The 23,590-nt window shown below is 56.5% G+C and carries 25 protein-coding genes; 10 read left to right on the forward strand and 15 right to left on the reverse strand.

What is annotated here, in order from left to right:
* Nucleotide 1: 1 nt before the first annotated feature.
* A complete protein-coding gene (gene acpT, locus V1587_RS01420; RefSeq protein WP_371898987.1) occupies nt 2-619 on the forward strand; it encodes a 4'-phosphopantetheinyl transferase AcpT in 618 nt (205 codons plus the stop codon).
* Here the strand turns inward: acpT and arnF are convergent.
* From arnF to V1587_RS01460, 8 genes are all read right to left on the reverse strand, one after another.
* Nucleotides 567-956 (reverse strand): 4-amino-4-deoxy-L-arabinose-phosphoundecaprenol flippase subunit ArnF, encoded by a 390-nt coding sequence (gene arnF / locus V1587_RS01425; protein ID WP_371898986.1) that lies wholly within the window; start codon nt 954-956, stop codon nt 567-569. The genes acpT and arnF overlap by 53 nt on opposite strands.
* Nucleotides 953-1,288, reverse strand: a complete 336-nt coding sequence (gene arnE / locus V1587_RS01430; RefSeq protein ID WP_371899048.1) for a 4-amino-4-deoxy-L-arabinose-phosphoundecaprenol flippase subunit ArnE — start codon at nt 1,286-1,288, stop codon at nt 953-955. The genes arnF and arnE overlap by 4 nt, the downstream gene beginning before the upstream one ends.
* Entirely contained in the window at nt 1,288-2,943 is a 1,656-nt protein-coding gene (gene arnT / locus V1587_RS01435; protein WP_371898985.1) for a lipid IV(A) 4-amino-4-deoxy-L-arabinosyltransferase, read from the reverse strand. The genes arnE and arnT overlap by 1 nt, the downstream gene beginning before the upstream one ends.
* Nucleotides 2,940-3,842 carry a 4-deoxy-4-formamido-L-arabinose-phosphoundecaprenol deformylase gene (arnD, locus tag V1587_RS01440; protein WP_371898984.1) on the reverse strand — a complete coding sequence of 301 codons (903 nt, stop codon included), beginning with the start codon at nt 3,840-3,842 and terminating at the stop codon, nt 2,940-2,942. Before arnD ends, arnT begins: the two co-directional genes overlap by 4 nt.
* Nucleotides 3,839-5,821 (reverse strand): bifunctional UDP-4-amino-4-deoxy-L-arabinose formyltransferase/UDP-glucuronic acid oxidase ArnA, encoded by a 1,983-nt coding sequence (gene arnA, locus V1587_RS01445; protein ID WP_371898983.1) that lies wholly within the window; start codon nt 5,819-5,821, stop codon nt 3,839-3,841. The genes arnD and arnA overlap by 4 nt, the downstream gene beginning before the upstream one ends.
* On the reverse strand, nt 5,818-6,801 hold the full coding sequence (gene arnC, locus V1587_RS01450; RefSeq protein ID WP_371899047.1) for an undecaprenyl-phosphate 4-deoxy-4-formamido-L-arabinose transferase: 984 nt from the start codon (nt 6,799-6,801) through the stop codon (nt 5,818-5,820). The genes arnA and arnC overlap by 4 nt, the downstream gene beginning before the upstream one ends.
* A gap of 1 nt (nt 6,802) precedes the next feature.
* Nucleotides 6,803-7,942 carry a UDP-4-amino-4-deoxy-L-arabinose aminotransferase gene (gene arnB, locus V1587_RS01455; RefSeq protein ID WP_371898982.1) on the reverse strand — a complete coding sequence of 380 codons (1,140 nt, stop codon included), beginning with the start codon at nt 7,940-7,942 and terminating at the stop codon, nt 6,803-6,805.
* A 453-nt stretch (nt 7,943-8,395) separates the two neighbouring features.
* Nucleotides 8,396-8,902 carry a phenolic acid decarboxylase gene (locus V1587_RS01460; protein ID WP_371898981.1) on the reverse strand — a complete coding sequence of 169 codons (507 nt, stop codon included), beginning with the start codon at nt 8,900-8,902 and terminating at the stop codon, nt 8,396-8,398.
* A 99-nt stretch (nt 8,903-9,001) separates the two neighbouring features.
* Between V1587_RS01460 and V1587_RS01465 the strand changes: the two genes are divergently transcribed.
* Together V1587_RS01465 and V1587_RS01470 are read left to right on the forward strand one after the other, a co-directional pair.
* Nucleotides 9,002-9,883, forward strand: a complete 882-nt coding sequence (locus V1587_RS01465; RefSeq protein WP_371898980.1) for a LysR family transcriptional regulator — start codon at nt 9,002-9,004, stop codon at nt 9,881-9,883.
* 32 nt (nt 9,884-9,915) lie between these two features.
* Complete coding sequence (locus V1587_RS01470; protein WP_371899046.1) at nt 9,916-10,710, forward strand: SDR family NAD(P)-dependent oxidoreductase; 795 nt, start codon at nt 9,916-9,918, stop codon at nt 10,708-10,710.
* 5 nt (nt 10,711-10,715) lie between these two features.
* On the opposite strand, the gene V1587_RS01475 is transcribed toward V1587_RS01470, so the two are convergent.
* Nucleotides 10,716-11,243: an NlpC/P60 family protein gene (locus tag V1587_RS01475; RefSeq protein WP_371898979.1), complete on the reverse strand. Its 528-nt coding sequence runs from the start codon at nt 11,241-11,243 to the stop codon at nt 10,716-10,718.
* A gap of 239 nt (nt 11,244-11,482) precedes the next feature.
* Here V1587_RS01475 and V1587_RS01480 point away from each other — a divergent pair, with 239 nt between their 5' ends.
* Entirely contained in the window at nt 11,483-12,145 is a 663-nt protein-coding gene (locus V1587_RS01480) for an HAD family hydrolase (protein ID WP_014885577.1), read from the forward strand.
* A 95-nt stretch (nt 12,146-12,240) separates the two neighbouring features.
* Here V1587_RS01480 and V1587_RS01485 read toward each other — a convergent pair whose 3' ends face one another.
* On the reverse strand, nt 12,241-13,266 hold the full coding sequence (locus V1587_RS01485) for a TerC/Alx family metal homeostasis membrane protein (protein ID WP_008503109.1): 1,026 nt from the start codon (nt 13,264-13,266) through the stop codon (nt 12,241-12,243).
* 167 nt (nt 13,267-13,433) lie between these two features.
* Nucleotides 13,434-13,832 (reverse strand): potassium channel family protein, encoded by a 399-nt coding sequence (locus V1587_RS01490; RefSeq protein ID WP_023309546.1) that lies wholly within the window; start codon nt 13,830-13,832, stop codon nt 13,434-13,436.
* Nucleotides 13,833-14,146: 314 nt separating this feature from the next.
* On the opposite strand from V1587_RS01490, the gene V1587_RS01495 reads away from it, so the two are divergent.
* Complete coding sequence (locus tag V1587_RS01495; RefSeq protein ID WP_371898978.1) at nt 14,147-15,481, forward strand: MFS transporter; 1,335 nt, start codon at nt 14,147-14,149, stop codon at nt 15,479-15,481.
* A 37-nt stretch (nt 15,482-15,518) separates the two neighbouring features.
* Here V1587_RS01495 and V1587_RS01500 read toward each other — a convergent pair whose 3' ends face one another.
* Entirely contained in the window at nt 15,519-16,256 is a 738-nt protein-coding gene (locus V1587_RS01500) for an IclR family transcriptional regulator (protein ID WP_111963718.1), read from the reverse strand.
* 169 nt (nt 16,257-16,425) lie between these two features.
* Between V1587_RS01500 and V1587_RS01505 the strand changes: the two genes are divergently transcribed.
* Nucleotides 16,426-17,118, forward strand: coding sequence for an RraA family protein (locus V1587_RS01505; RefSeq protein WP_371898977.1), 693 nt, complete (start codon nt 16,426-16,428; stop codon nt 17,116-17,118).
* Nucleotides 17,118-18,056: an NAD(P)-dependent oxidoreductase gene (locus V1587_RS01510; RefSeq protein WP_395314585.1), complete on the forward strand. Its 939-nt coding sequence runs from the start codon at nt 17,118-17,120 to the stop codon at nt 18,054-18,056. Before V1587_RS01505 ends, V1587_RS01510 begins: the two co-directional genes overlap by 1 nt.
* Nucleotides 18,057-18,088: 32 nt before the next feature.
* On the opposite strand, the gene V1587_RS01515 is transcribed toward V1587_RS01510, so the two are convergent.
* Nucleotides 18,089-19,285: an NAD(P)/FAD-dependent oxidoreductase gene (locus V1587_RS01515; RefSeq protein ID WP_371898976.1), complete on the reverse strand. Its 1,197-nt coding sequence runs from the start codon at nt 19,283-19,285 to the stop codon at nt 18,089-18,091.
* Between the two features lie 228 nt (nt 19,286-19,513).
* Between V1587_RS01515 and pitA the strand changes: the two genes are divergently transcribed.
* Both pitA and V1587_RS01525 read left to right on the forward strand, forming a co-directional pair.
* Nucleotides 19,514-21,013 carry an inorganic phosphate transporter PitA gene (gene pitA, locus V1587_RS01520; protein WP_008503116.1) on the forward strand — a complete coding sequence of 500 codons (1,500 nt, stop codon included), beginning with the start codon at nt 19,514-19,516 and terminating at the stop codon, nt 21,011-21,013.
* A 181-nt stretch (nt 21,014-21,194) separates the two neighbouring features.
* Nucleotides 21,195-21,602: a hypothetical protein gene (locus tag V1587_RS01525; protein WP_371898975.1), complete on the forward strand. Its 408-nt coding sequence runs from the start codon at nt 21,195-21,197 to the stop codon at nt 21,600-21,602.
* Nucleotides 21,603-21,645: 43 nt separating this feature from the next.
* Here V1587_RS01525 and uspB read toward each other — a convergent pair whose 3' ends face one another.
* Nucleotides 21,646-21,981, reverse strand: a complete 336-nt coding sequence (uspB, locus tag V1587_RS01530; RefSeq protein WP_003861224.1) for a universal stress protein UspB — start codon at nt 21,979-21,981, stop codon at nt 21,646-21,648.
* A gap of 283 nt (nt 21,982-22,264) precedes the next feature.
* On the opposite strand from uspB, the gene uspA reads away from it, so the two are divergent.
* Nucleotides 22,265-22,702, forward strand: a complete 438-nt coding sequence (gene uspA, locus V1587_RS01535; RefSeq protein WP_003861223.1) for a universal stress protein UspA — start codon at nt 22,265-22,267, stop codon at nt 22,700-22,702.
* Nucleotides 22,703-22,835: 133 nt separating this feature from the next.
* Here the strand turns inward: uspA and rsmJ are convergent, their stop codons facing one another.
* Nucleotides 22,836-23,588 (reverse strand): 16S rRNA (guanine(1516)-N(2))-methyltransferase RsmJ, encoded by a 753-nt coding sequence (rsmJ, locus tag V1587_RS01540; protein WP_371898974.1) that lies wholly within the window; start codon nt 23,586-23,588, stop codon nt 22,836-22,838.
* Nucleotides 23,589-23,590: the final 2 nt, after the last annotated feature.

Consider the following 23,590-nt stretch of genomic DNA (forward strand, 5'->3'; position numbering starts at 1 on the left):
TATGTACCAGTTTGTACTGGGAAAAATCTCCACTCTTTGCGCTGACCCGCTGGCGTCAACGCTCGCGGACGGGGCACCTCAGGGTGCCCGACAGGCCTCCTGGCTGGCCGGGAGGACGCTGCTCGCCAGAACGCTATCCCCTCGCCCGCTCCCCGACATCATTTACGGCGAGCAGGGCAAACCAGCCTTTGCGAAGGGGGATCCGCTGTGGTTCAACCTGAGCCACAGCGGTGACGATATTGCCCTGCTGATGAGCGATGAAGGCGAAGTCGGCTGTGATATCGAAGTGATTCGCCCGAGGAAGAACTGGCAGGCGCTGGCTAATGCGGTATTCAGCATGACCGAGCATGACGAACTGGAGCGTGAAGCGCCGGAGGAACGGCTTTCCGCGTTCTGGCGTATCTGGACGCGGAAAGAAGCGATTGTGAAACAGCGTGGCGGCAGCGCCTGGCAGATTGTCAGCATTGACAGCACTGCGCAGACGCACGCGGTCAGTCAGCTACAGGTCGGCTCGCTGAGCCTTGCCGTCTGCACATCGACCCCTTATACCCTGACCCACGAGTCGATTATTCACGTCGGGACGCTCGGGGCAGAAAAATCACTAACACACCCAGAATAATAAACCCGACGCCCACCAGTCCGTGCCAGGAGAAGCGTTCCCCCCAGCCGGGCAGCAGGATCGCCGCGCCCCACACCAGAATATAGCTGAGGCTCAGCAGGGCATACGCTTTGCTGAGCGCCATGCGATGCAGCGCCAGATACCAGCAGCCCATGGAGGCCACATACCCCGTCAACCCCAGCAGCAGCGCACCCGTGCCGGACGAGAAGTGCCATAGCGCGGAAACAAACACCAGGATCTCACTGACCGGTGGCAATGCCTGCATGGCCTCGCGCAGCAACAACTGCGCCGCGCTGACTAACAGCACGCTGCATAAGGCCCAGAACGCTCCTTTCACAGGCTCCCTCCCAGCACAATAATCCCAATGATGATGAACCCCACCCCGAGCCAGTGATGCGGCGCGACGTTTTCACGCCAGAATGCCTTCGCCGCCAGCGTCACCCAGACAAAATTGAGGCTCAGCATTGGGTACGCGATACCGACAGGCAGGCGCTGCAGCACCACCAGCCAGACCAGCATCCCGCTACCCAGCGCCAGCAGTGCCAGACCCAGCCACAGCGCGATGTGCACGCCACGCCGCCCGGCTTTCGCCGGACGGGTAGCCTGTTTCTGGCACAGTTGCCCCGCGCAGCTGAGCAGGCTTGCCAGTATCAGCCAGATCCAGGTCATCACTTCGGCAGATACTGCAGGTAGGCCAGACGGCCCTGGATATACAGGCTGTCCGGTTCTGGCAGATTTGCGCGCGCGATATCGTCATGTTTTGACAGCAGCATCACCAGCGATACGCGTCCCTGCTGACGGTGCTCCGCCAGCCACTGCGCGAAGTCATCTTTGTCGACATAACGATCTTTCGCATCAGGATAATCCAGCCCGTAACGCAGTTCGCCGCTCTGATCGAACATCGTGATGTCATTGCGCTTCAGCTCCCACGCCAGGCCAGCGGCCACGCCCACGTTATTGACCAGTACATAACGGCTGTCCTGAAGCGGCTCGCGCACGGTGTCGACCAGCGACTGCGGCTGTTTGGAATCCACCACCAGGTTAGGAATGGCAAAACCAATCAGCAGCGCCAGCCCTGCAGGACACAGTGCCGCCAGCCACCAGCGCTGCTGGCTCTGCCTGAGCGTAAACCAGCCTACCGCCGCCCAGATGAGGAACGCGACAACCGCGCAGAACACTTTATACAGTTCGACCGACGTCCAGACCGGATGCTTAGATAGTCCCCACGGCGAGACCACCAGCGCCGCCACCACGCCGATAACGCCAAACGCCAGGTTAATCCCGCCGTTAATGCGTAACGCTCTGGCGCCTTTTTCCGCCGCGAGGCAGGCATAGCGCGCCATCAGGATCGCCAGCGGGGCAAAGCACGGCAGGATATAGGTCGGCAGCTTGCCTTTGGCGATGCTGAAGAACAGCAGCGGCATCACCACCCATCCCAGCAGATAGAACCCGCCACCCGCGTTTTGCCGGTCATTCCAGCCGAGACGAAACGCGCCGGGCAGCAGTGCCAGCCACGGAAGGCTGCCCGCAATCAGGAACGGTATGTAGTACCAGAACGGGGCTTTATGCTGCGCGTCGCTCTGGGCAAAACGCTGAATATGCTCAACCCAGAAGAAGTAACGCCAGAAGTCAGGCTCACGCTGCGCAATGGCCAGCCCCCACGGCAGAACAATCAGCACGCAGCTCAGGATCGCGAGCCAGCCAAAAATCAGCACCTCTTTCCAGCGCTTCTGGGCGATCACCCACGGCAGCACGCCAATCACCGGTACCGCCAGCGCCAGGAAGCCTTTGGTCATCACCCCCATCCCGCAGGCCAGTCCAAGCAGCACATATCCGCCCGCTTTTCCGGCAACGGTTTGGGCCTGTGACGCCAGCCAGAAGCTGCACATCGCCGCCACCAGCCACAGGGTGATGATAGGATCCAGCACCGCATACGTGCCGATGCCGTACACCAGGAACAAGGTAAGGAAGATCAGGCCGGAGAAAATGGCTGTCCGCTTATCCTGCCAGATACGCCAGGCCATCCAGATGACCAGCAGCGCGGCTAAACCGGTGGAGAAGATGGACCCGGCGCGTACCGCGAGGTTCGAGTGCCCGAACAGCATCTGCCCGATGCTGTTGATCCAGTAACCGGCAATCGGCTTTTCAAAGTAACGCAGCCCCAGAAAATGCGGGACAACCCAGTCTCCGGAGGCCAGCATTTCGCGGCTGATTTCCGCATAGCGCGTTTCATCAGGCTGCCAGAGCAGGCGGATATCGACCGGAATGAGGTAGTAAACGATAAACAGTGCGAGAAGCGCTAAGCCATAACGGGCTGTTTTCATGGGACCGGACTCACGGTTTGTTGATAGCCAAGCCAGCCTTCCCGGCCAGCCAGTTCATTACGTACGACTTTGCCCACGGGCAGGGTGCTGAGGTCGTCCGGCAGCAGCTCGCTCAACGGGCAGAATTCAATGCCCTCCTGAGCGGCCATCGTCAGCAGTTCGTCGAAATCATGCTGATACGCAATCCCTTCCACTTCGGCATGGATGGTGTACACCGGCGTGCCGGTATCACGATGGATGCGGTCCAGGATGTAGCGATTGAACTCATCCGCCTTGACCTCGCACCCGACTACTTCATCCCAGGTGGGAAGCGTGACCGGAATTTGCACCGTACCGTAGCGGTTTTCGCCTAACAGCGGCAAAAAGGGCCCGGTGCCGCGGCAATCGCTGTTGTAGCGAAACGCGAAGGCTTCTTTGGCCTTCACGACGCGCTGATCCGCACGCCATCCCGCCACGGCGGAGCAGCGCACGGGTTGACCGGTAATGGCCTCCAGCTCCAGCATCCCACGCTCGACCTCACGGGACAGGCGCGGGATATCCCAGACGCCTGCCCAGGCTTGCCAGGCATGGTGATCCCAGGCGTGCAGACCCACCTCATGATGCTGAGCCGCCTCGCGGATAACCGCTTCATTACCCGCGCCGATGCGTCTGCCGGGCCAGGCGGTGCCTGCCAGCAAAATATCCCAGCCGTAGAGGGATGCTGCGCGCGAGCGCAGCATTTTGTAGAGAAATGCCGGTTTAATCAGACGCCATAAATGGCGTCCCATGTTGTCAGGCCCCACGCTGAAGAAAATGCTGGAGCGCACACCGTGCTTGCTCAGCAGTTCCAGCAGTTTGGGTACGCCGTCACGCGTTCCCCTGAAGGTGTCGACATCAATACGTAAACCGACTTTTTTCATGAGACCTGTTCCGACAGCTCCACGGTGCGCAGGAAGAAATCAAGCGTTTCATCAATGGTCTGTTCCATCTTCACCGTCGGCGTCCAGTTCAGGCAGCGCTTCGCATTGCGAATGCTTGGCTTACGGTGCTCAACGTCCTGATACCCTTTACCGTAGTAGCTGCTGCTTTCCACTTCGCGGAAACCGGCAAACGGTGGGAATTTATCGCGCAGCGGATGACGCTCAAAGCTGGCCAGCAGCATCTCGGCCAGCTCGCGAATGCTCGCTTCGTTGTCCGGGTTACCGATGTTGATGATCTCACCGTTGCAGCGGTTATCTTTGTTTTCGATGATGCGGAACAGCGCTTCGATACCGTCGCTGATATCCGTAAAGCAGCGTTTCTGTTTCCCGCCTTCGATAAGCTTGATTGGCGAGCCTTCCACCAGGTTCAGGATCAGCTGGGTGATCGCACGTGAGCTGCCGATACGCGCCGCGTTCAGGTTATCCAGACGTGGCCCCATCCAGTTGAACGGACGGAACAGGGTAAAGCGCAGGCCCTCTTTCTCACCGTAGGCCCAAATCACGCGGTCCAGCAGCTGTTTGGAGACGGAGTAAATCCAGCGCTGTTTGTTGATCGGCCCGACCACCAGGTTGGAGGTGTCTTCGTCGAAGTTTTTATCGGTGCACATACCGTACACTTCAGAGGTGGACGGGAAGATGATGCGCTTGTCGTATTTCACACAGTCGCGGATGATCTTCAGGTTCTCTTCGAAGTCCAGTTCGAACACGCGAAGCGGGTTACGGGTGTACTCGATTGGCGTGGCAATGGCGACCAGCGGCAGCACCACGTCGCATTTTTTAATGTGATATTCGATCCACTCGGAATGGATGCTGATGTCCCCTTCCACGAAGTGGAAGCGCGGGTTGTCGAGGAAACGGCTGATCGCGTCCGCGCCAATATCCAGGCCGTAGATTTCGTAGTTATCGTCTTTAAGCAGACGTTCGGTCAGGTGGTTACCGATAAAGCCGTTCACGCCGAGGATCAGCACGCGGGTACGGCGTTTGATGGCAACAACCGGTGCGCTGGTGATCAGCGCCCCGGCCACCAGGCCCAGAGACTGTGCCAGCTGGGTGCCCTGAACGTACAGGCCGTTGTCGGTTTGTCCGGTAACGATCTCCAGCGCCTGCTCGCCGCAGCTCACAATCAGCGGGGAGACGGAGACGACGGTGCCCGGTTTCGCGGCAGGAATGTCGTCACGCACGCGGGATTTCCAGACGATGAACTTGCTTACGCCCGCAAAGCTGTACGCGCCCGGCCACGGGTCGGTCACGGCGCGCACCAGGTTGTGCAGCTGGCGGGCCGGTTTGTTCCAGTCCAGACGACCATCTTCCGGCGCGCGGCGGCCAAAGCTGCTTGCCTTGCTCTCATCCTGCGCGGTTTCGCTGAAGGTGCCGTTAAGGATGGCAGGAAGCGCATCACGCAGCAGCATCTGTGCCGTCGCGTTCAGCTTTTGATGCAGCTGCAGCGCGGTATCGTCCGCATCAATAGCGACCTTCTGCTGCGCCACGATAGCGCCCGCATCCGCACGGCGCACCATGCGGTGCAACGTCACGCCCGTTTCCGTTTCACCGTTCACCAGCACCCAGTTTAGCGGGGCGCGGCCACGGTAGGCAGGCAGCAGAGAACCGTGAAGATTAAAGGCGCCTTTCGCGGCCAGGCCTAAGATCTCATCGGAAAGCAGGTTGCGATAGTAGAACGAGAAGATCGCGTCAGGCGCGAGGGCGCGGATGCGATCCACCCAAAGCGGGTGGTTAACGTCGTCCGGCGCATAAACCGGGATACCGCGCTCGGCGGCGATACGCGCCACGGAGCCGAAAAAGTTGTTTTCTCCAGCCGTGTCCGGATGGGTAAAGATTGCCGCAATGTCATAGCCCGCTTCCAGCAGGGCCAGCGTGCCCGTGCACCCCATATCGTGATAGGCAAATACAACAGCTTTCATGGGTGAATTTCCTCTTGAGATGCTTTGTGTTCCTGACGGACAACACGTTGAATAAAGTAGCGCGGACGCGCGCGAACATCGTTATAGATACGGCCAATGTATTCACCGAGGAGACCCATCCCGACAAACTGGGCGCCGATGAACATAAACAGCACGGCAAAGAGCATGAAGACCCCTTCCGCCGCCCACTGCGGGCCAAAGACCAGGCGCAGTACCACCAGCAGGACAGAAATCGCAAAGCCCGCCAGCGCAATAATGCTGCCGAACACGCTCAGCAGACGCAGCGGCGTGGTGGTCAGGCAGGTGATGAGGTCATACATCAGGTTGATGAGACGCATAAAGCTGTACTTCGATTCCCCGTGCTCGCGCTCGGCGTGCAGGACCGGGATTTCCGTTGCCTTACGGGCGAAGGTATTCGCCAGAATCGGAATGAAGGTGCTGCGTTCATGGCAATGCAGCATGGCGTCGACAATATGGCGGCGGTAGGCGCGCAGCATGCAGCCGTAATCGCCCATCGCTTTACCGGTGGTGCGCTGGATCAGGCGGTTAATGGTGCGTGACGCCAGCTTACGGAACATGCTGTCCTGGCGGTTCTGACGTACCGTGCCCACCACGTCATAGCCCTCATCGGCTTTGGCGACCAGGCGCGGGATCTCTTCCGGCGGGTTTTGCAGGTCCGCGTCCAGGGTGATGATCAGATCGCCCGTGACGTGGCTAAACCCCGCCATAATCGCCGAGTGCTGGCCGTAGTTGCGGTTGAGCAGCACGGCCACAATGTGGCTGCCTTCAGCCTGCGCGGCTTCGGTCAGCATCAGCGCGGAATTATCGCTACTGCCATCATCCACTAGCAGAATTTCATAGGCCTTGCCCATCGTGTCGCAGGCGGCCGTTGTCCGGCGGATCAGTTCGGGCAGGCTCTCCTGCTCGTTATAAACCGGGATTACCACGGATACTTTTTGTACAGGTGGTGCACTGAACATATCAATGTCCTGCAAGCTGATGGAGTGCGGTAATGACGCGGGTTGTGTCGTCATGAGTCATGTCCGGGAAAAGAGGGAGAGAACAAATACGCGCGCTATTCCATTCAGAATTCGGGAGCGATACATCAGGAAAACGCTCGCGGTAGTATTTTTGGGTGTGCGCCGCGCGGAAGTGGAGGCCGGTACCGATGCCTTTCTCTTTCAGCGCCGCCATCAGGTTGTCGCGTGAGATCTCGCAGCGCGCTTCATCAACGCGAATAATAAACAGGTGCCAGGCGTGCACGTGCGGCCATGACGGAATAGTGAGCGGCTGGAACGGCGTATCGGCAAGCTCCCGCAGGTAGCGTTCAGCGATTTCCTGGCGGCGCCTGTTGGCCTCTTTCAGTTTGCCTAACTGCACCAGCGCCAGCGCGGCGTTGATGTCCGCCAGGTTGTATTTATAGCCCGGCTCGATCACTTCCGCCTGCGGCGCGCGGCCGTGCGTCTGGCGGTCATAGGCGTCTACGCCCAGGCCATGGAATTTCAGGCTGCGGATCCGCCGTGCCAGCTGGGCATTATCCGTGACGACTAAACCGCCTTCCGCGCAGGTCATATTTTTAATGGCGTGGAAGGAGAAAATTGCCGTTCCTTTCCAGCCTACATGACGGTTCTTGTAGTACGTTCCGGCGGCATGGGCCGCATCTTCAATTACCGGAATACCGTGACGTTCACCGATGGCATGGATAGCGTCGATTTCACACGGCGCGCCGGCATAGTGAACGGGAATAATGGCTTTAGTGCGCGGGGTAATGGCGGCTTCAACGGCTTCTGGCGTCACCATTAACGTGTCTTTATCCACATCAATCATGACCGGCGTGGCGCCCAGCAATACGATCATATTCAGCGTGGAGACCCAGGTCTGGGAAGGGGTAATGACTTCATCGCCCGGGCCAATATCCAGCGCCATCAGCGTGACGTGCATGCCCGCGGTGGCTGAACAGACGGCAATCGCATGCTGATTCCCGGTAAGTTGACAGAATGCCTCTTCAAGTTCCTGATTCTTAGGCCCCGTGGTGATCCAGCCCGACATCAAAACGTCCTGAAGCGCCGCAATTTCCTCAGCGCCCATCGACGGTCGCGAAAAAGGCAGAAAATCACTCATTATTAATTTCCTTGCTGTATTAAAGGCGTCATCTATTACTGCGCTGTCGTAATGGGCAGCTCAATGGAATCATGCAAGATGGTTATTAAATAAAGACCAAATAAAATTAAGTCGCTATAACAGTTATGTCAACAAACCATCAACTGAAGCAAAAGTAGCGTCGTTTTCTTAGGAAAAAATTAAGACAGGGGGAAAGCAGAAGAGGAACAGCATATAGAAAAGCACAAAAACTTGTTTTACAACAGCCATATAGCGATTATAGCAAATTTTTGTGTTTTTTGTGGGGCCACTCACAGCAGTAACTATAATATTTCATTTGTTTTACACTAAAAATTATAGGAAAAGTAAATGAATACTCAACCAAAATAAAAATCCCGAAGGTTTGGGCGGGAATTCCGACCTCCTCCGGGAACTTTTTATTAATTTGAATTGTCGCGAAATCAACTGTCGCGTTTAGTTAAGATTAGCAGGAAAATCATTCGGCAATTCACTGGCCGCGCAGGCAATAACGCTTTCATTATTTGCACCGCAGTCGCGCACAAAGGTGATCGTGGCAAATTCATCAATCACTTCCGTTGGATACGCCGGGCCCGCATCGCGGTAGCTGTTCATCAGTGGAATATGGTCGTTCTGGAAGCAGACGGTTTTTTCCGGATTGTTCATCACCCAGCGCGGGAAGAAGATGGTGCCGTGGAACAGTTTGTCGCCCAGGTTCACAATCAGGCTGACGTCAGTACCGGTTGGCTCGGCCCAGGAAATTTTATAGATGCTCTCCCCTACCCGCACGATGTAAGCCTGCTGATCTTTTACCCAACGGTTTGCCACCAGGCCGCTGTGAATACGGTAATCCAGGGTCGTCTCATTTTTGACGTAAATCTCGTAGTTCCAGCCGTTGTCGTAGGTATAAACAAGGTGTTTGCCAACGAAGCCGCTTAAGTCGTGTTTGTCGAAGGTGTTCATAAGATGTCTCCTTTGTTTTGATGAGACGATCGTACCCCTTCAAAAAATGAATGAATAACGCTATTTTTTAATCAAATTCATCCAAATTTTAGATAAATTATGCATAAGACGACGCTTGAACAATGGTCCTTACTGGAACGAGTGGTGGACGCGGGCAGCTTTGCCAAAGCCGCGGAAGAAACCCACCGCAGCCAGTCCTCGGTGAGCTATAACCTGTCGCTGCTGCAGGAGCGGCTCGGCGTGGCCCTCCTGGTGCCGGAAGGACGACGGGCGGTGTTAACGCCGGCAGGAGAACTGCTTCTCAGCCAGGTTAAACCGCTGCTGAAAGCCTTTTCGTATGTTGAGACGCGCGCAGCAACCCTTCGCAACGGGATGCGCACGCGGTTGGATCTGGTGGTGGACTCCATTTTCCCGCGCCGCCGCCTGTTCGCCATCCTGCGTCAGTTCCAGCAGCAGTATCCGCAGACCCAGGTCCGTCTCACCGAAGTGCTGGAAAATACCCGTGCCGACGCCATTAACGACGAAGCTGATGTGATGGTCCTCACCCGCCGCCAGGACATGACCGGGCTCGGCGAATGGCTGATGAATATCGACTTTGTTGCCGTGGCCCACCATCAGCATCCCCTCTTTCACCTCGACGCACCGCTTAACGACGACATGCTACGCCCGTGGCCACTTATTCAGATTGCGGACAGCCAGCCCGCCGCGCGTGCTGCCGGCGAGTCGTGGACCTTCTCCACCATCGATGCCGCCATCGAGGCCGTTGTCTCTCAGGTCGGCTACGGCTGGCTGCCAGAGGAACGTATCCAGAACCAGTTGGATCAGGGCGTACTGAAACGCCTGCCGTTGAGCCACGGCGCACGCAGGGCAACGCCGCTACATTTGATTGTAAAGCGCTCTCTCGCCCCGCTTGATGAACAGGTTGAGACGCTGCTGCGCCTTTTTAGCCAGGAACCGTCATCCTCACCTGCTACGCTTTAAGGTCCGAACGTTAAAACGATAAGGAGCAGATGATGAAAATCGACTTTGCGGGGAAAGTGGCGCTGGTGACCGCCTCAACCGGCGGGATCGGGTTCGCCATTGCCAGAGGTCTGGCAGAAAGCGGTGCGGAAGTGATCGTCAATGGCCGGAGCACGGAATCGGTAAATAAAGGCATTCAGCAGCTCCAGCAGGTGGTGCCGGGCGTACAGGTGCGCGCCGCGATTGCCGATCTCAGCACGGCGGAAGGGGTCGAGTCGCTGCTGAAGGTGGCGAATAACGTCGATATTCTGGTCAACAACGCCGGGATTTACGGCCCACAGGATTTCTATGCCACCGACGATGATACCTGGGAGCGCTACTGGCAAACCAACGTGATGTCCGGCGTACGCCTTTCCCGCGCCCTGCTGCCGGGCATGGTGCAGAAAGGCTGGGGACGCGTGGTGTTTATCTCGTCCGAGTCGGCCTGCAATATTCCGGCAGATATGATCCACTACGGCGTGACCAAAACGGCCCAGCTTTCGCTGGCGCGCGGGCTGGCGAAGTTCGTGGCGGGGAGCGGCGTGACGGTTAACAGCGTACTGCCGGGCCCGACGATGTCCGACGGTTTCGCTGAGATGATGAAAGATGAAATCGAAAAAACCGGCAAATCGCTGGAGCAACTGGCGAAAGAGTTTGTAATGGCCAACCGCCCCAGCTCGGTTATCCAGCGCGCGGCCACGGTTGAAGAGGTAGCTAATATGGTGATTTATGTCTGTTCGACCCAGGCCTCCGCCACCTCGGGCGCGGCGCTGCGCGTCGACGGTGGCGTCGTGGATGACATCATCTGATGCTGTCAGGCCGCGCTGCCTGCGATGCGACGGGCGGTAATGTAGTGTGCTTGCCAGTAATCATCCGTCAGGGTTGAAACCGTTACGCCCTGACTGGTTGAGGCGTGAATAAACTGGTTTTCGCCAATATAAACGCCAACGTGCTTGCGGTTCGGACCCGTCTGGAAGAACACCAGGTCTCCGGGCCTCAGGCGGTATTGTGCCACCTGCACGCCGCGATGGATTTGCTCGTGCGTCGTGCGGGGTAAATTCAGGTGTGCCGCATCGCTGAACAGATGCTGCATCAGAGCGGAACAATCCACCCCGCGATGCGTGGTTCCGCCCCACTGGTAGTGGGTACCTTTCCATTTCTGGTATTGATCGAGAATGCGCGAGCGCAGCGGGCCTGTTTCCTGATGCACCAGCGCAGATTTCGCCGGTGATACAGCCAGTTCACTGTTCATCGATAGCATCGACGCTGGAAGTTGAAAGCTGAACGCAGAAAACGAAGCAAAACTTAACGTGAGGATTGAAATAAGCGATCTAAGAGTCATATCAAGAAAGAAGTAGTGAGTGAGTTTTTCCTTACCTGTGGGGCCAAGTGGTTCCCCTAAATATCTTGCGATGTGGCGATAATATAGACAGTTCGTTTTTTCACCAATTGTTATCGAGACCAAAAATGGACTCACTTTGAGATCGCAAGATCGAGAAAAAAATGGTGGTGATGTAAGGACTGTCCTGGTAAAGCAGGTAAACTGATCCACAGAATGTGTATTTCAGCTAAGACGTATTTATGACCAATATGATTGCCGACGAGACGGTGGCGAAATCCAGCGTGCTCTCTGTCTTTGACTTTGACGGGACATTAACGCACCACGACAGCTTTATTCCTTTCCTGCGTTTTGCCTTCGGGAAACGTTACTTCGCGGGCCGCCTGGTGCGCATGGCGCTGCCCACGCTCCACTGCGTGCGTCGCAAGCTGACGCGCGATGAGCTAAAGGAAGTGCTGATTAAAACGTTCCTGACGGGCGTGGATGAACACTGGTTGCGCCAGCAGGCGGAAGCGTTTTGCGAAAAATACTGGAACAAGCTGATGCGCCCCGAAGGGGTTCTGGCGGTGGCGGCTGAGGTAAATTCCGGTGCCGAGGTGACCATCTGTTCCGCGTCCCCGGCGCTGGTGCTTCAGCCGTGGGCTGACAAACTGGGCATTAAGCTGATTGGCACGCAGCTGGAAGTGAAAGACGGCAAGCTGACGGGGCGCATTACGGGCAATAACTGCCGCTGCGCCCAGAAGGTGGCAAGGCTGGAAAAAGTGTATGGCGATCTGAACGCCTATCACCTGCGCGCCTGGGGAGACACCCGCGGCGACCACGAGCTGCTGGCGGCGGCGCAGGATCCGCACTGGCGGCACTTCCATCACCCGCGCAAGCGCCGGAATTCACCGATTAAGGGTTAGGTGCGGTCTGGTGCCCTCACCCCAGCCCTCTCCCACAGGGAGAGGGAGAAAACCAAACTGTAGGCCCGGTAAGCGAAGCGCCACCGGGCGGTACATCAGGCCTCACGTTTCCCCGGGAACATCACGCTCGCAATAATCCCCAGCGCCAGCACGCCTAATACCACAAACAGGCTGGCCGTCGCGCCAATGCTGTAACCGTGATGCCAGAAGTGATCGGTGGCATTTAACCCCAGCTTAAACGCCACGAAAAACAGCAGCAGCACCACGGCTTTCTCGAGGTGCACCAGATACTGCTTCAGCGCTTCCAGCACGAAGTAAAGCGTACGCAGACCGAGAATAGCGAACATCATGGCGCTGTAGATAATCAGCGGCTCGCGGCTCACGGCAATAATGGCCGGCACGGAGTCAAACGCGAACATCACGTCAGAGAGTTCGACCACGGCCACGCACAGCAGCAGCGGCGTCGCATAGCGCTTCGCCTTCTTCACGCGGCCAACCATCACGTCCTGGTTTTCCGGCTTTTCAAGCTCCGCATCCACCTCCTTCTGCGTCAGAATAAAGGCGTTGCTGCTGATTTTCGGCCAGACCGGATAGAAGCGTTTTACCAGGCGGTAGGCGAGATGACCCGAGTAATCTTCCACTTCGTCACTCTCTTCATTACGTCTGAGCATCATCACCGCCGTCCAGCCGACGACCAGCGCGAAGATCACCTCAACGTACGGCCCCAGGCTTAGCAGGCTGGTGCCGATAGCCACAAAGATGCCGCGGAAGACAATCGCCCCCAGCACGCCCCAGTAGAGCACGCGGTGACGGTACTTATCCGGCACGCCGAACCAGGCGAAGATCGCCATCATCACGAACAGGTTATCGACGGAGAGCACCTCTTCCAGCGCATAGCCCGTGAGGAACAGGCTCGCCATCTCGGCGCCGTGGTGAACATACAGGAACCCGGCGAAGGCCATCGCCATCATGACCCAAAAAAGGGACCACATCGCCGCGCTTTTCAGCGAGATCGGTTTATCGTGACGGTGCATAAAGAGGTCGATAAACATCGCCCCAACGGCCATCACCACAAAGACAACAACGGTTTCCGTCGGGAAACCGAGATGAGCAGCAGACATACAAAACCCTTTTGGCAGACAAAACACAGAACCATGCAAACTGGCGTAAACCAGGAACGAGACAGGGCGGGCCGTTAATCAGCCTCTTCACCCTCAAAGCCGCAGCCCAATCGGCTACGCAAGGAGGGGTACTTTACCTTACCAGGTGGGGATTGCGCATCTGCCGTTTAGGCGCTCATGCCGCGCAAACGCTGCAGCACCGCGACCAGAACCGCCACAGACCAGCCTACCATCAACGCGCCCACCAGCCCTTCCACCCCGCCAATGAGCCGCCAGTGCTGGGGTAACGTGACGTCGCCGTACCCTACCGTCGCATAGCTCACCAGCGAAAAGTAGAAGCTGGTGTTCCAGTCATTAAACGCGTCGATGACAAAATAAAACGCAGCAAACAGCCCGGCCTCAAGGAGATGGGCGAAGATCATGGAGATCACGATACCGACATTGCGTAAAACAATGCGTACCGCAGAATCGACTTCTAATTTGATGAATTTCAAAACGCCAAACATCCACAGCGAATGGATCACCACGGTAAGGGTAAGCAAAATAATAATACTGAGTAGCTGCATGATGCGTGCTCGACCAAAAGGAGTATGGCCCCGCTAACGCGGCGGGACATCTGGGCGAAGCTTAGTTGAACGGGGCAGAAAAGTTGGTGCAATAATTGCGTTGCGTGATTATTTCTCTGCCAGCCCGTCCTGCTTGCGGCTGGTCAGCAGCCGTAAGCGATATCCGCAGCGCACTATCTGTGAGTCACCTCTTATTTACATCATTTAAACCTTCCATTAACTGGATAAAAAGAACACGCCGTCGCTATAGTGGTTTTGTTTAATAAAACTAAGTTGTACCTAATAAAACAAAGAACACACCCTGCGAGGATACAATGACAGAACATTTACGTAACGGCGCTAGCGCCACCGAGGACATAGAAAGAGAGACGATGCGGAAGGTGATCTGGCGTATTCTCCCGTTTCTGATTGTCAGTTACCTGGTCTCCATTATCGATCGCGGGAATATCGGCATGGCTTCGCTGCAGATGAATGAGGACCTTGGCCTCAGCAAAGCGGCGTTTGGCTTCGCCAGCAGCCTGTACTTCGTGGCCTATTTCTTGTTTGAGGTCCCAAGTAACCTGGCCATGCAGAAAGTCGGCGCCCGGCTGTGGATACCACGCATTATGATCAGCTGGGGCATCGTCTCCATGGGCATGGCGCTGGTTCAAAATACCACGTCGCTCTATATCGTCCGTTTTCTCCTCGGGGCAGCGGAAGCAGGCTTCTTCCCGGGCGTCGTGCTGTATCTGACCTGGTGGATCCCGTCCCGCTACCGCGCGCGCATTATTGCGTCCTTTATGGTCGCCATCCCGCTCGCTAACTTCATCGGCTCCCCGCTTTCCGGGCTGATACTGTCGCTGGATGGCTGGCTGGGTCTTCGCGGCTGGCATCTGCTGTTCATTATTGAAGGCTTACCTGCGGTACTGCTGGGTATTGCGGCCTGGTTTATTCTCCGGGATCGCCCTCATCAGGCGAAATGGCTCAGTGATGAACAGAAAAAATGGCTGGAAACTACGCTTGAGACCGAGCGGAGCCAGCAAAAGAACATTGGACACCAGACGACGTGGCAGCTGCTGAAGCATCGTCAGATCTGGCTGATGGCGCTGATTTACGCGGGCGCATCCTCCGCGGGCACCACGATCAGCGTCTGGTCTCCTCAACTGCTGAAATCCTTCCATCTCGATAATCTTGAGACAGGTCTGTTTAACGCCATCCCTTACGGTCTGGCATCGATTCTGATGATTGTCTGGGGACGACACTCCGATCGCACCAACGAACGCCGCTGGCATACCGCGCTGACGCTGTTCATGATTGCCGCAGGCGTGTTCGCTGCCTTTGTAAGCGTCTCGCTCTTTGCCACTATCGTGATCCTGAGCATTATCCTGACGGGCGCGTATTCTATGAAAGGGCCTTTCTGGGCGCTGGCATCCGGCTGGATGAGCAGCTCCTCGGCGGCGGCGGGGCTGGCCGCGATTGGCGCCATCGCGAATCTGATTGGCGGGGCGGTAATGGTAAATGCCTACGGCATGATCAGCGAGCGGACGGGCAGCTACACGCTGGCAATGCTTCCGTTGGCCGTGCTGTGCCTGGCCGGGGGTATTGCGGTGCTCATTATGGGACGGCAGGCCCGCAACGCGGCGCTACATGAAAAACAGGCTACACATTAGTGATGACAGAAGCGGGACAAATGTCCCGCTTCTGCGTTTAAAGATTTTCTTCCGCCGCGTCGCTCGTTTCACCAAAGAACTGCTGACAGAAGGGCTTACTGGCTCCCATTTTCTGCGACAGACGGCTGGCCGCCGCCTTCATCAACGGCCCTATCTCCTTCTCACGACGATCTTCCGTCAGACGCGAGATGGGCCCGGTCAGGGCTAACGCCGCAACCAGCTTGTCGTGAACGCCGAAGACGGGCATTGCAAACGCAGCGGTGTGGGGATCGCGTGCGCCTGAGGTGTAGAAAGGGAGTTCAGCTTCTCCCTCCGGCAGGCTCTCATTGAGCCCCCAATGGCGCAATACTTTACTGATGGCCGAATTATCGAGCGGGAACTGGCTGCCGGGAAGATTGCTGTGTCGCAGGCCGTGCGACGCTTCAGCGCGAAACAGACAAAGGCGTTGCCCGCCCTCAAGCACATACCAGCTGGCACTCTCCTGAGACGCCAGAGATAGCGCCTGAAGCTCTGGCTGAACTACCCGGGAAAGATGGAAAGATTGTTCATACAGCTTGCCGAGGTAAAGCAGACGTGGGCCAAGCGCATAATTGCCGTCTTCATGCCTGACGACGTAATTCATCCGTTCAAGAGAATTCATCAAGCGGTAAACCGTGGTTTTGTGATAACCCGACAGCTGTGCCAGCGCGGTCAGCGTCAGGCTTTCATCCCCAGGACGGAAGCAATCCAGTAAAGCCAGCGCTTTTTCAACCGCTACAACGCCTTCATTCCCCATCATTATCTCCTTGTTAGCCCGGCAGTGAGTGTACCTCAAATTTTGTGAGTCACTTCGTGTTTACATCACAAACGCCGTCTCGGGTCTGGCTAAAAGGAAAGCAACACCGCTATAGTTGTTTTGTACTGTACACCTGCATTGTACTCAGTAAAACAATATGGAGGCATTCATGTCCGTTTCTGAAAGAAAACCGATTAATCGCCAGTTCGAACGCGTTTCTGCCGAGGACGTTCGCCGGGCTGCCGAGTATCAGGCAGCCATTCTGGCCGACGTGGCCGGGCGCCGCGGTACGCTTCATGGCCGCATCAAACCGCTGGCCCCACACATGTCCGTTGCGGGTCCAGCCATCACCGTGGAAGTCCGTCCGGGAGATAATCTGGCGATTCATGCCGCGATGGCGGTTGCACAGCCCGGCGATGTTCTGGTCGTCGATGGCAAAGGCGACCTGAGCTGCGCGCTGCTTGGCGAAATCATGGCTACTCAGGCTCAGGCGAGCGGCATTGCGGGCATCATTATCGACGGCGCTGTACGTGACGCCGATTCCCTGAACAAAGGTCACTATCCTGTCTTTTCTGCCGGTCTGAATCCCTGCGGCCCGACAAAGTTAATTTCTGGCCGGGTTAATCATCCCATTTCAGTCGCCGGGGCGACGGTTCAGGCCGGGGATCTGATTGTCGCGGATATCGACGGCGTGGTCGTTATCCCGCGCGATGAGGTTCAGGAAGTTATCGCGCTGGCAAAAGAAAAGCTGGAGATGGAGACCCGGCGTCTTGCCGCCATCCGTGAAGGCGATTTGCGTCCACACTGGCTTGATGACGCGCTTCGTAAGGCAGGTATGTTAGCTGACGGGGAGACGCTGTGATGGGGGGCAAAGACGTAGTTCTGGTTACCGGAAGCGACCTGGCGGAGCAGGCCATGGTGATGCTGCAGGGCTTTAAGGTGGTGTTTGCGGGCCGCCAGCCGACAGAAGATGACCTGATCGCGCTGTGTGAACGACACAATCCCGTGGCGATTCTGGTTCGTTACGGCCGGATCACCGCGAAAGTGATGGATGCAGCCCCGGCTCTGCAGGTTATTTCCAAGCACGGGAGCGGGATCGATGTGATAGACCAGACGGCAGCGGCCGAGCGCAATATCGCCGTCCGCGCTGCCCCCGGGGCAAACGCGGCGGCAGTGGCAGAACATACCTGGGCGCTAATCCTCGCCTGCGCAAAGTCCGTGGTGCCGCTGGACAAGCGGCTGCGGGACGGGCACTGGGATAAGGCGACGCATAAATCCATTGAACTGGAGGGCTTAACGCTGGGGCTAATCGGGTTGGGCGCTATCGGCTCGCGCGTTGCGAATATTGGTCACGCTTTCGGCATGAAGGTGCTGGCTTACGATCCCTATGCTAAGTCCATGCCTGCCCTGTGCGAACGCGCAGAGACGCTGACCGGACTTCTTTCCCGTTCCGATGTCATCTCTTTGCACTGTCCGCTGACCGATGAGAATCGGGGGATGATCAATAGCGAGACGCTCGCACACTGCAAGCGGAACGCCATTCTGGTTAATACGGCACGCGGCGGGCTGATCCACAGTGAATCGTTACTGGCGGCGCTCCGGGATGGCACGCTGCACAGCGCGGCGCTGGACAGCTTTCCCCACGAGCCGCTGACCGCGCCGCACCTCTGGCAGTCGGTAGAAAACGTGGTTATTTCACCGCATATTGGCGGCGTTACCGCAGCGTCATATATCAGGATGGGGACCGTGGCCGCGAGCAATATTCTGGCCGTGACGGACGTCACCACCGTCAGCCCGTAAAGCCAACCGCGACGAGTGGCAGCGCGCTTATGTCACTTGTCTTCTGCCAGCGCCTGAGCACACGCCCAGGCACTTGCCCATGCCCACTGGAAGTTGTACCCACCGAGCCAGCCGGTGACGTCCATCACTTCGCCAATAAAGTAGAGCCCCGGCACGTTACGCGCTTCCATGGTACGGGACGAGAGTTCATTCGTGTCGACCCCGCCCAGCGTCACTTCCGCGGTGCGGTAGCCTTCCGTGCCGTTTGGCTGAACGCGCCAGTTTGTCAGGGTCTCCACCAGCACTTCCTGCTCGCGGCTGTTAAGCTGCTTAAGCGACACGTCGGGGATCTGACCCAGCACCTGCAAACATTCCACCAGACGCTTCGGCAGCTGCATTGCCAGCGTGTTTTTCAGGCTCTGGTTCGGGTGCGCGGTACGCTGCTCGTTGAGGAACGCGTCGAGATCGCACTCCGGGAGCAGGTTAACCGTGACGAATTCCCCCGGCTGCCAGTAGCTGGAAATTTGCAGTACCGCCGGGCCGGAGAGGCCGCGATGGGTAAAGAGCAGGTTTTCGCGAAACACCGTGCCGTCTTCGGCGGTAATGACGGAGGGAACAGACACGCCAGAAAGCGTCTGAAGCTGTTCGAGAAGCGGTTTATGCAGCGTGAACGGCACCAGCCCGGCGCGCGTAGGCAAGACTTTCAGGCCAAACTGCTCGGCAATCTTATAGCCGAACGGGGAAGCGCCCAGCCCCGGCATAGACAGGCCGCCGCTGGCGATCACCAGATTATCGGCGCTGACGGTTTCACCGTTCAGCTGCAGCGTGTAGCCCTGGTCGTCGCGGGAAACCTCCAGCACCTCGGTGCGCAGGCGCATGACCACGCCGCCCTTCTCGCACTCGGCCACCAGCATATCGACAATCTGCTGCGCGGAGTCGTCACAGAACAGCTGGCCCAGCGTCTTCTCATGCCATGCGATACCGTGCTTACCCACCAGGTCGATAAAATCCCACTGGGTATAACGCGCCAGCGCAGATTTACAAAAATGACGGTTTTGGCTCAAATAGGCCGCGGGTTCAACATACAGATTAGTAAAGTTGCAGCGCCCGCCGCCGGACATCAGGATCTTACGGCCTGGCTTTTTACCGTTATCCAGCAGCAGCACGCGACGACCCGCCTGTCCGGCCATTGCCGCACAAAACATACCCGCCGCACCGGCGCCAATTACCACGGCATCAAACCTTTCCACGTCAAAACCCTCTTTGTTAACTGCCGCGGATTGTAAAGTTTCCTCTGTGGTCACACCAGCGCAAAAAGATATTACAAAGCCATTCCATTGAAATTTAAAGAATATCCTTGCTGGTGCTTTTCTCAAATCAGGTGGTATTTAAAAAAAAGTCTATATTTCACTTTGCCCGCCGCGCATTTGTCCTGGATAATGCGCCGCGTTCATGTCCTCAAAATGGCGTAACGTCCTATGCTACATTTGTTTGCCGGCCTGGATTTACATACCGGGCTTTTATTATTGCTTGCTCTGGTTTTTGTACTGTTTTACGAAGCGATCAACGGCTTCCACGACACTGCAAACGCAGTAGCAACGGTTATCTACACTCGCGCAATGCGATCGCAGCTTGCGGTTGTTATGGCGGCGGTATTTAACTTTTTTGGTGTTCTCCTGGGCGGGCTGAGCGTTGCGTATGCAATCGTGCATATGTTGCCAACGGATCTGCTGCTTAACGTTAGTTCTGGCCATGGCCTCGCTATGGTGTTCTCAATGCTGCTTGCTGCAATTATCTGGAACCTCGGTACCTGGTATTTCGGCCTGCCTGCATCCAGTTCTCACACCCTCATCGGCGCGATTATCGGTATCGGGTTAACCAACGCCCTTATGACCGGTACCTCGGTTGTTGATGCGTTGAATATCCCGAAAGTACTCGGGATCTTTGCCTCACTCATCGTCTCCCCTATCGTGGGTCTGGTGGTGGCGGGCGGGCTGATCTTCATCCTGCGTCGTTACTGGAGCAATACCAAAAAACGCTCCCGTATTCACCTGACGCCGGCAGAGCGTGAAAAGAAAGACGGTAAGAAAAAGCCGCCATTCTGGACGCGTATCGCCCTGATCATTTCCGCTATTGGTGTGGCTTTCTCACACGGCGCGAACGATGGTCAGAAAGGCATTGGTCTGGTGATGCTGGTACTGATTGGCGTTGCTCCGGCAGGCTTCGTGGTTAACATGAATGCCTCCGGCTACGAAATCACCCGTACCCGTGATGCGGTCAACAACGTTGAAACCTATTTCCAGCAGCACCCTGAGCTGCTGAAAAAAGCGACCGGCGTTGACCAGCTGATCCCGTCTCCGGAAGCCGGTGCAACCACCGCGCCTGGCGAATTCCACTGCCATCCGGCAAACGCGATTAACGCGCTGGAACGTGCGAAAGGCATGCTGGGCAATATCGAAAGTTATGACAAACTGACCGTTGAGCAGCGTGGTCAGCTGCGTCGCATTATGCTGTGCATCTCTGATGTGACGGATAAAGTGGCGAAGCTGCCTGACGTGAATGCTGACGACCAGCGTCTGCTGAAGAAACTGAAAGGCGATATGCTCAACACCATTGAGTACGCGCCAATCTGGATCATTATGGCCGTCGCGCTGGCGCTCGGTATCGGTACGATGATTGGCTGGCGTCGTGTGGCGACCACCATCGGCGAGAAGATCGGTAAGAAAGGCATGACCTATGCGCAGGGTATGTCCGCGCAGATGACGGCGGCAGTTTCTATCGGTCTGGCGAGCTACACCGGTATGCCGGTATCGACCACCCACGTACTCTCCTCGTCCGTGGCAGGTACCATGATTGTTGACGGTGGCGGCCTGCAGCGCAAAACCGTGACCAACATTCTGATGGCCTGGGTATTTACCCTCCCGGCCTCTATCCTGCTGTCTGGCGGTTTGTACTGGATTTCGCTGAAGCTGATTTAATCGGTTGAAGGCGACAAAAAAAGCGGGTCAGGAAACTGACCCGCTTTTTTTATGGCTGTTGTTATTACTCACCCCATTGCTGTAATCAGGACAATCTGAACACTATCTGTTCAGATTTAAACTGCACAAATAACTATTATCCTCGCGAATGTTCTCAGCCCCCCCCATGACGGAATAGACTATGCCATTCAAAACGGCTACTAAATGGATTCATCGCCTTGTTACGGTTTCGCTTCTGGCCCTGGTCATTGGATTTGTGTGGCTAAACCACCAGCCTAATCAGCGAAATAACGATGCACTTCAGCGCGTTTATAAATTATCTGACAGCGTCTGGCTCTATATGACCGTGAACAATCAGGGTGGCGCCACCGTACCTACAATCTACCGTTACTATCTCTCGGAAAAGATAACAGGGAAAGACACCGACATTATCCATCAGTTGGCAATAAAACATCCTGTCATTGAAGGTACGGGTACAATCACTGCGGCCAGCATTGATACAAACGGAGACGTTAATATCGCCTATAGCGGGAAGGTTATTTCGATTGAGAGCGATATCTCCGATCTCCGGTTCACGGTTAAGCCCTGAGCCAGAGGAAAGAAGGCGGGGCTGACCCCGCCTGTTGAGATGCTCAGTGCCAAATCATCAATGCAATCATGCTGACCACGACCAGGCCACACAGGGCGCTGGTTAAAATGAACTGACGACGCAGGCGCTCGCAGCGACGAATAAACTCTTCATCGTGATGATCGCGGTAGCGCTGGTAGTAGATATATCCCACCAGACGCATCTGTTTGCTGGGCTGTCCATGCGAGGTGAAGAACCCTCCACCGTCCACATACTGATAAAGCAACGGATCGCAACCACGAAGTACCACTAACAGCGCACGTAACGATGAGAAATAGCGCGCCATATTCACTATGCAAACCACGCATAACGCCCAAAACAATGCGACGGTGCTAATCATACATCCTCCCCGGCGTCCGCCCATGAAGCAAGGCTTCTGAGCTACCGCACCCCAATGCCCTGACAGACAGTTCAGTGAAAGAATGACCAAAAGTCGATCCGGTTCGCGTTTTAATATCCGAACGGCTCATTTAATAGTGTAGGAGATCCGTTAATTTTTTTGCCACAAGGTTAATCGTTATCAACACCAAAGCTTGAAAAATATGTTTAACTGGGCCGTAATGAAAGCATCAGACGACGGCTTTCCTATTTAGTCATCGATAACTTAAGGAAGGAGTAACACTATGGCTTACAAACACATTCTCATCGCGGTAGACCTCTCCCCGGAGAGCAAAGTGCTGGTTGATAAAGCGGTATCCATGGCACGTCCCTACAACGCGAAAGTTTCGCTGATTCACGTTGATGTGAATTACTCCGACCTTTACACCGGTCTGATCGACGTCAATCTGGGCGATATGCAGAAGCGTATCTCCGAAGAGACGCACCACGCCCTGAGCGAACTGTCCACCAACGCGGGCTACCCGATTACCGAAACCCTGAGCGGCAGCGGCGACCTCGGTCAGGTATTGGTTGATGCGATCAAGAAATACGATATGGACCTGGTGGTTTGCGGTCACCATCAGGACTTCTGGAGCAAGCTGATGTCTTCAGCGCGCCAGCTGATTAACACCGTTCACGTGGATATGCTGATTGTCCCACTGCGTGACGAAGAAGACGAGTAAGTGCAAAAAAGCCCGGTGGCGCTAACGCTTACCGGGCCTACAAGGTAAAAGCAAAACGGCAACATAGTTGCCGTTTTTAATATTTGTTCCCTCTCCCACAGGGAGAGGGTTAGGGTGATGGCATCAGCCCGCACTATTCCGGCGTCCCCGGATAAATGTCAAACCGATGCCCTTTGGTGGTCACCGCGTTAGTCGTCGCCACGTCCGCCAGGGGAGGCGCGTAGTCAGGGCGTTTCACCACCACCCGCTTCGTCGCCAGCTGACGAGCCGGCTCAAGCAGGCCATCCGCGTCCAAATCAGGCCCCACCAGCGACTGAAACACCCGCATCTCTTTCTTCACCAGCGCGCTTTTCTGCTTGTGCGGGAACATCGGGTCGAGATAGACCACCTGCGGGCGCGGGGTGATATCGGTCAGCGCCGTCAGGCTCGAGGCGTGGATCAGCTGCAACCGTTCCTGCAACCACGCGCCGATTTCCGGGTCCGCGTAGCCACGAGTCAGACCGTCGTCGAGCAGGGCCGCCACCACCGGATTACGTTCAAGCATCCGCACCCGACAGCCAACAGACGCCAGCACAAAGGCATCGCGCCCCAGCCCCGCGGTGGCATCGACCACGTCCGGGAGGTAGCTCCCTTTGATGCCGACCGCTTTAGCTACCGCCTCGCCGCGACCGCCGCCGAACTTGCGCCGGTGCGCCATCGCCCCACCGACAAAATCGACGAAAATCCCGCCGAGCTTCGGTTCGTCGCGCTTGCGTAACTCCAGATGCGCTGTCGTCATCACCAGCGCCATCGGGTTTTCTTCATCGTGCTCCAGCCCCCAGCGGGCGGCCAGAACAGATAAGGCGCCGTCTCCGGCGCCCGTTTCATCTACTAAGCAGATCTTCACGT

Source organism: Enterobacter sp. ECC-249 (assembly GCF_043965265.1).
Lineage (GTDB): Bacteria > Pseudomonadota > Gammaproteobacteria > Enterobacterales > Enterobacteriaceae > Enterobacter > Enterobacter quasiroggenkampii.

What these genes read in the sequence shown, in the direction of transcription:
- acpT (WP_371898987.1), top strand. Translation starts at nt 2, where the DNA reads ATGTACCAGTTTGTACTGGGAAAAATCTCCACTCTTTGCGCTGACCCG.
- arnE (WP_371899048.1), bottom strand. Translation starts at nt 1,288, where the DNA reads ATGACCTGGATCTGGCTGATACTGGCAAGCCTGCTCAGCTGCGCGGGG.
- arnT (WP_371898985.1), bottom strand. Translation starts at nt 2,943, where the DNA reads ATGAAAACAGCCCGTTATGGCTTAGCGCTTCTCGCACTGTTTATCGTT.
- arnD (WP_371898984.1), bottom strand. Translation starts at nt 3,842, where the DNA reads ATGAAAAAAGTCGGTTTACGTATTGATGTCGACACCTTCAGGGGAACG.
- arnA (WP_371898983.1), bottom strand. Translation starts at nt 5,821, where the DNA reads ATGAAAGCTGTTGTATTTGCCTATCACGATATGGGGTGCACGGGCACG.
- arnC (WP_371899047.1), bottom strand. Translation starts at nt 6,801, where the DNA reads ATGTTCAGTGCACCACCTGTACAAAAAGTATCCGTGGTAATCCCGGTT.
- arnB (WP_371898982.1), bottom strand. Translation starts at nt 7,942, where the DNA reads ATGAGTGATTTTCTGCCTTTTTCGCGACCGTCGATGGGCGCTGAGGAA.
- V1587_RS01460 (WP_371898981.1), bottom strand. Translation starts at nt 8,902, where the DNA reads ATGAACACCTTCGACAAACACGACTTAAGCGGCTTCGTTGGCAAACAC.
- V1587_RS01465 (WP_371898980.1), top strand. Translation starts at nt 9,002, where the DNA reads ATGCATAAGACGACGCTTGAACAATGGTCCTTACTGGAACGAGTGGTG.
- V1587_RS01470 (WP_371899046.1), top strand. Translation starts at nt 9,916, where the DNA reads ATGAAAATCGACTTTGCGGGGAAAGTGGCGCTGGTGACCGCCTCAACC.
- V1587_RS01475 (WP_371898979.1), bottom strand. Translation starts at nt 11,243, where the DNA reads ATGACTCTTAGATCGCTTATTTCAATCCTCACGTTAAGTTTTGCTTCG.
- V1587_RS01480 (WP_014885577.1), top strand. Translation starts at nt 11,483, where the DNA reads ATGACCAATATGATTGCCGACGAGACGGTGGCGAAATCCAGCGTGCTC.
- V1587_RS01485 (WP_008503109.1), bottom strand. Translation starts at nt 13,266, where the DNA reads ATGTCTGCTGCTCATCTCGGTTTCCCGACGGAAACCGTTGTTGTCTTT.
- V1587_RS01490 (WP_023309546.1), bottom strand. Translation starts at nt 13,832, where the DNA reads ATGCAGCTACTCAGTATTATTATTTTGCTTACCCTTACCGTGGTGATC.
- V1587_RS01495 (WP_371898978.1), top strand. Translation starts at nt 14,147, where the DNA reads ATGACAGAACATTTACGTAACGGCGCTAGCGCCACCGAGGACATAGAA.
- V1587_RS01500 (WP_111963718.1), bottom strand. Translation starts at nt 16,256, where the DNA reads ATGGGGAATGAAGGCGTTGTAGCGGTTGAAAAAGCGCTGGCTTTACTG.
- V1587_RS01505 (WP_371898977.1), top strand. Translation starts at nt 16,426, where the DNA reads ATGTCCGTTTCTGAAAGAAAACCGATTAATCGCCAGTTCGAACGCGTT.
- V1587_RS01510 (WP_395314585.1), top strand. Translation starts at nt 17,118, where the DNA reads ATGGGGGGCAAAGACGTAGTTCTGGTTACCGGAAGCGACCTGGCGGAG.
- pitA (WP_008503116.1), top strand. Translation starts at nt 19,514, where the DNA reads ATGCTACATTTGTTTGCCGGCCTGGATTTACATACCGGGCTTTTATTA.
- V1587_RS01525 (WP_371898975.1), top strand. Translation starts at nt 21,195, where the DNA reads ATGCCATTCAAAACGGCTACTAAATGGATTCATCGCCTTGTTACGGTT.
- uspB (WP_003861224.1), bottom strand. Translation starts at nt 21,981, where the DNA reads ATGATTAGCACCGTCGCATTGTTTTGGGCGTTATGCGTGGTTTGCATA.
- uspA (WP_003861223.1), top strand. Translation starts at nt 22,265, where the DNA reads ATGGCTTACAAACACATTCTCATCGCGGTAGACCTCTCCCCGGAGAGC.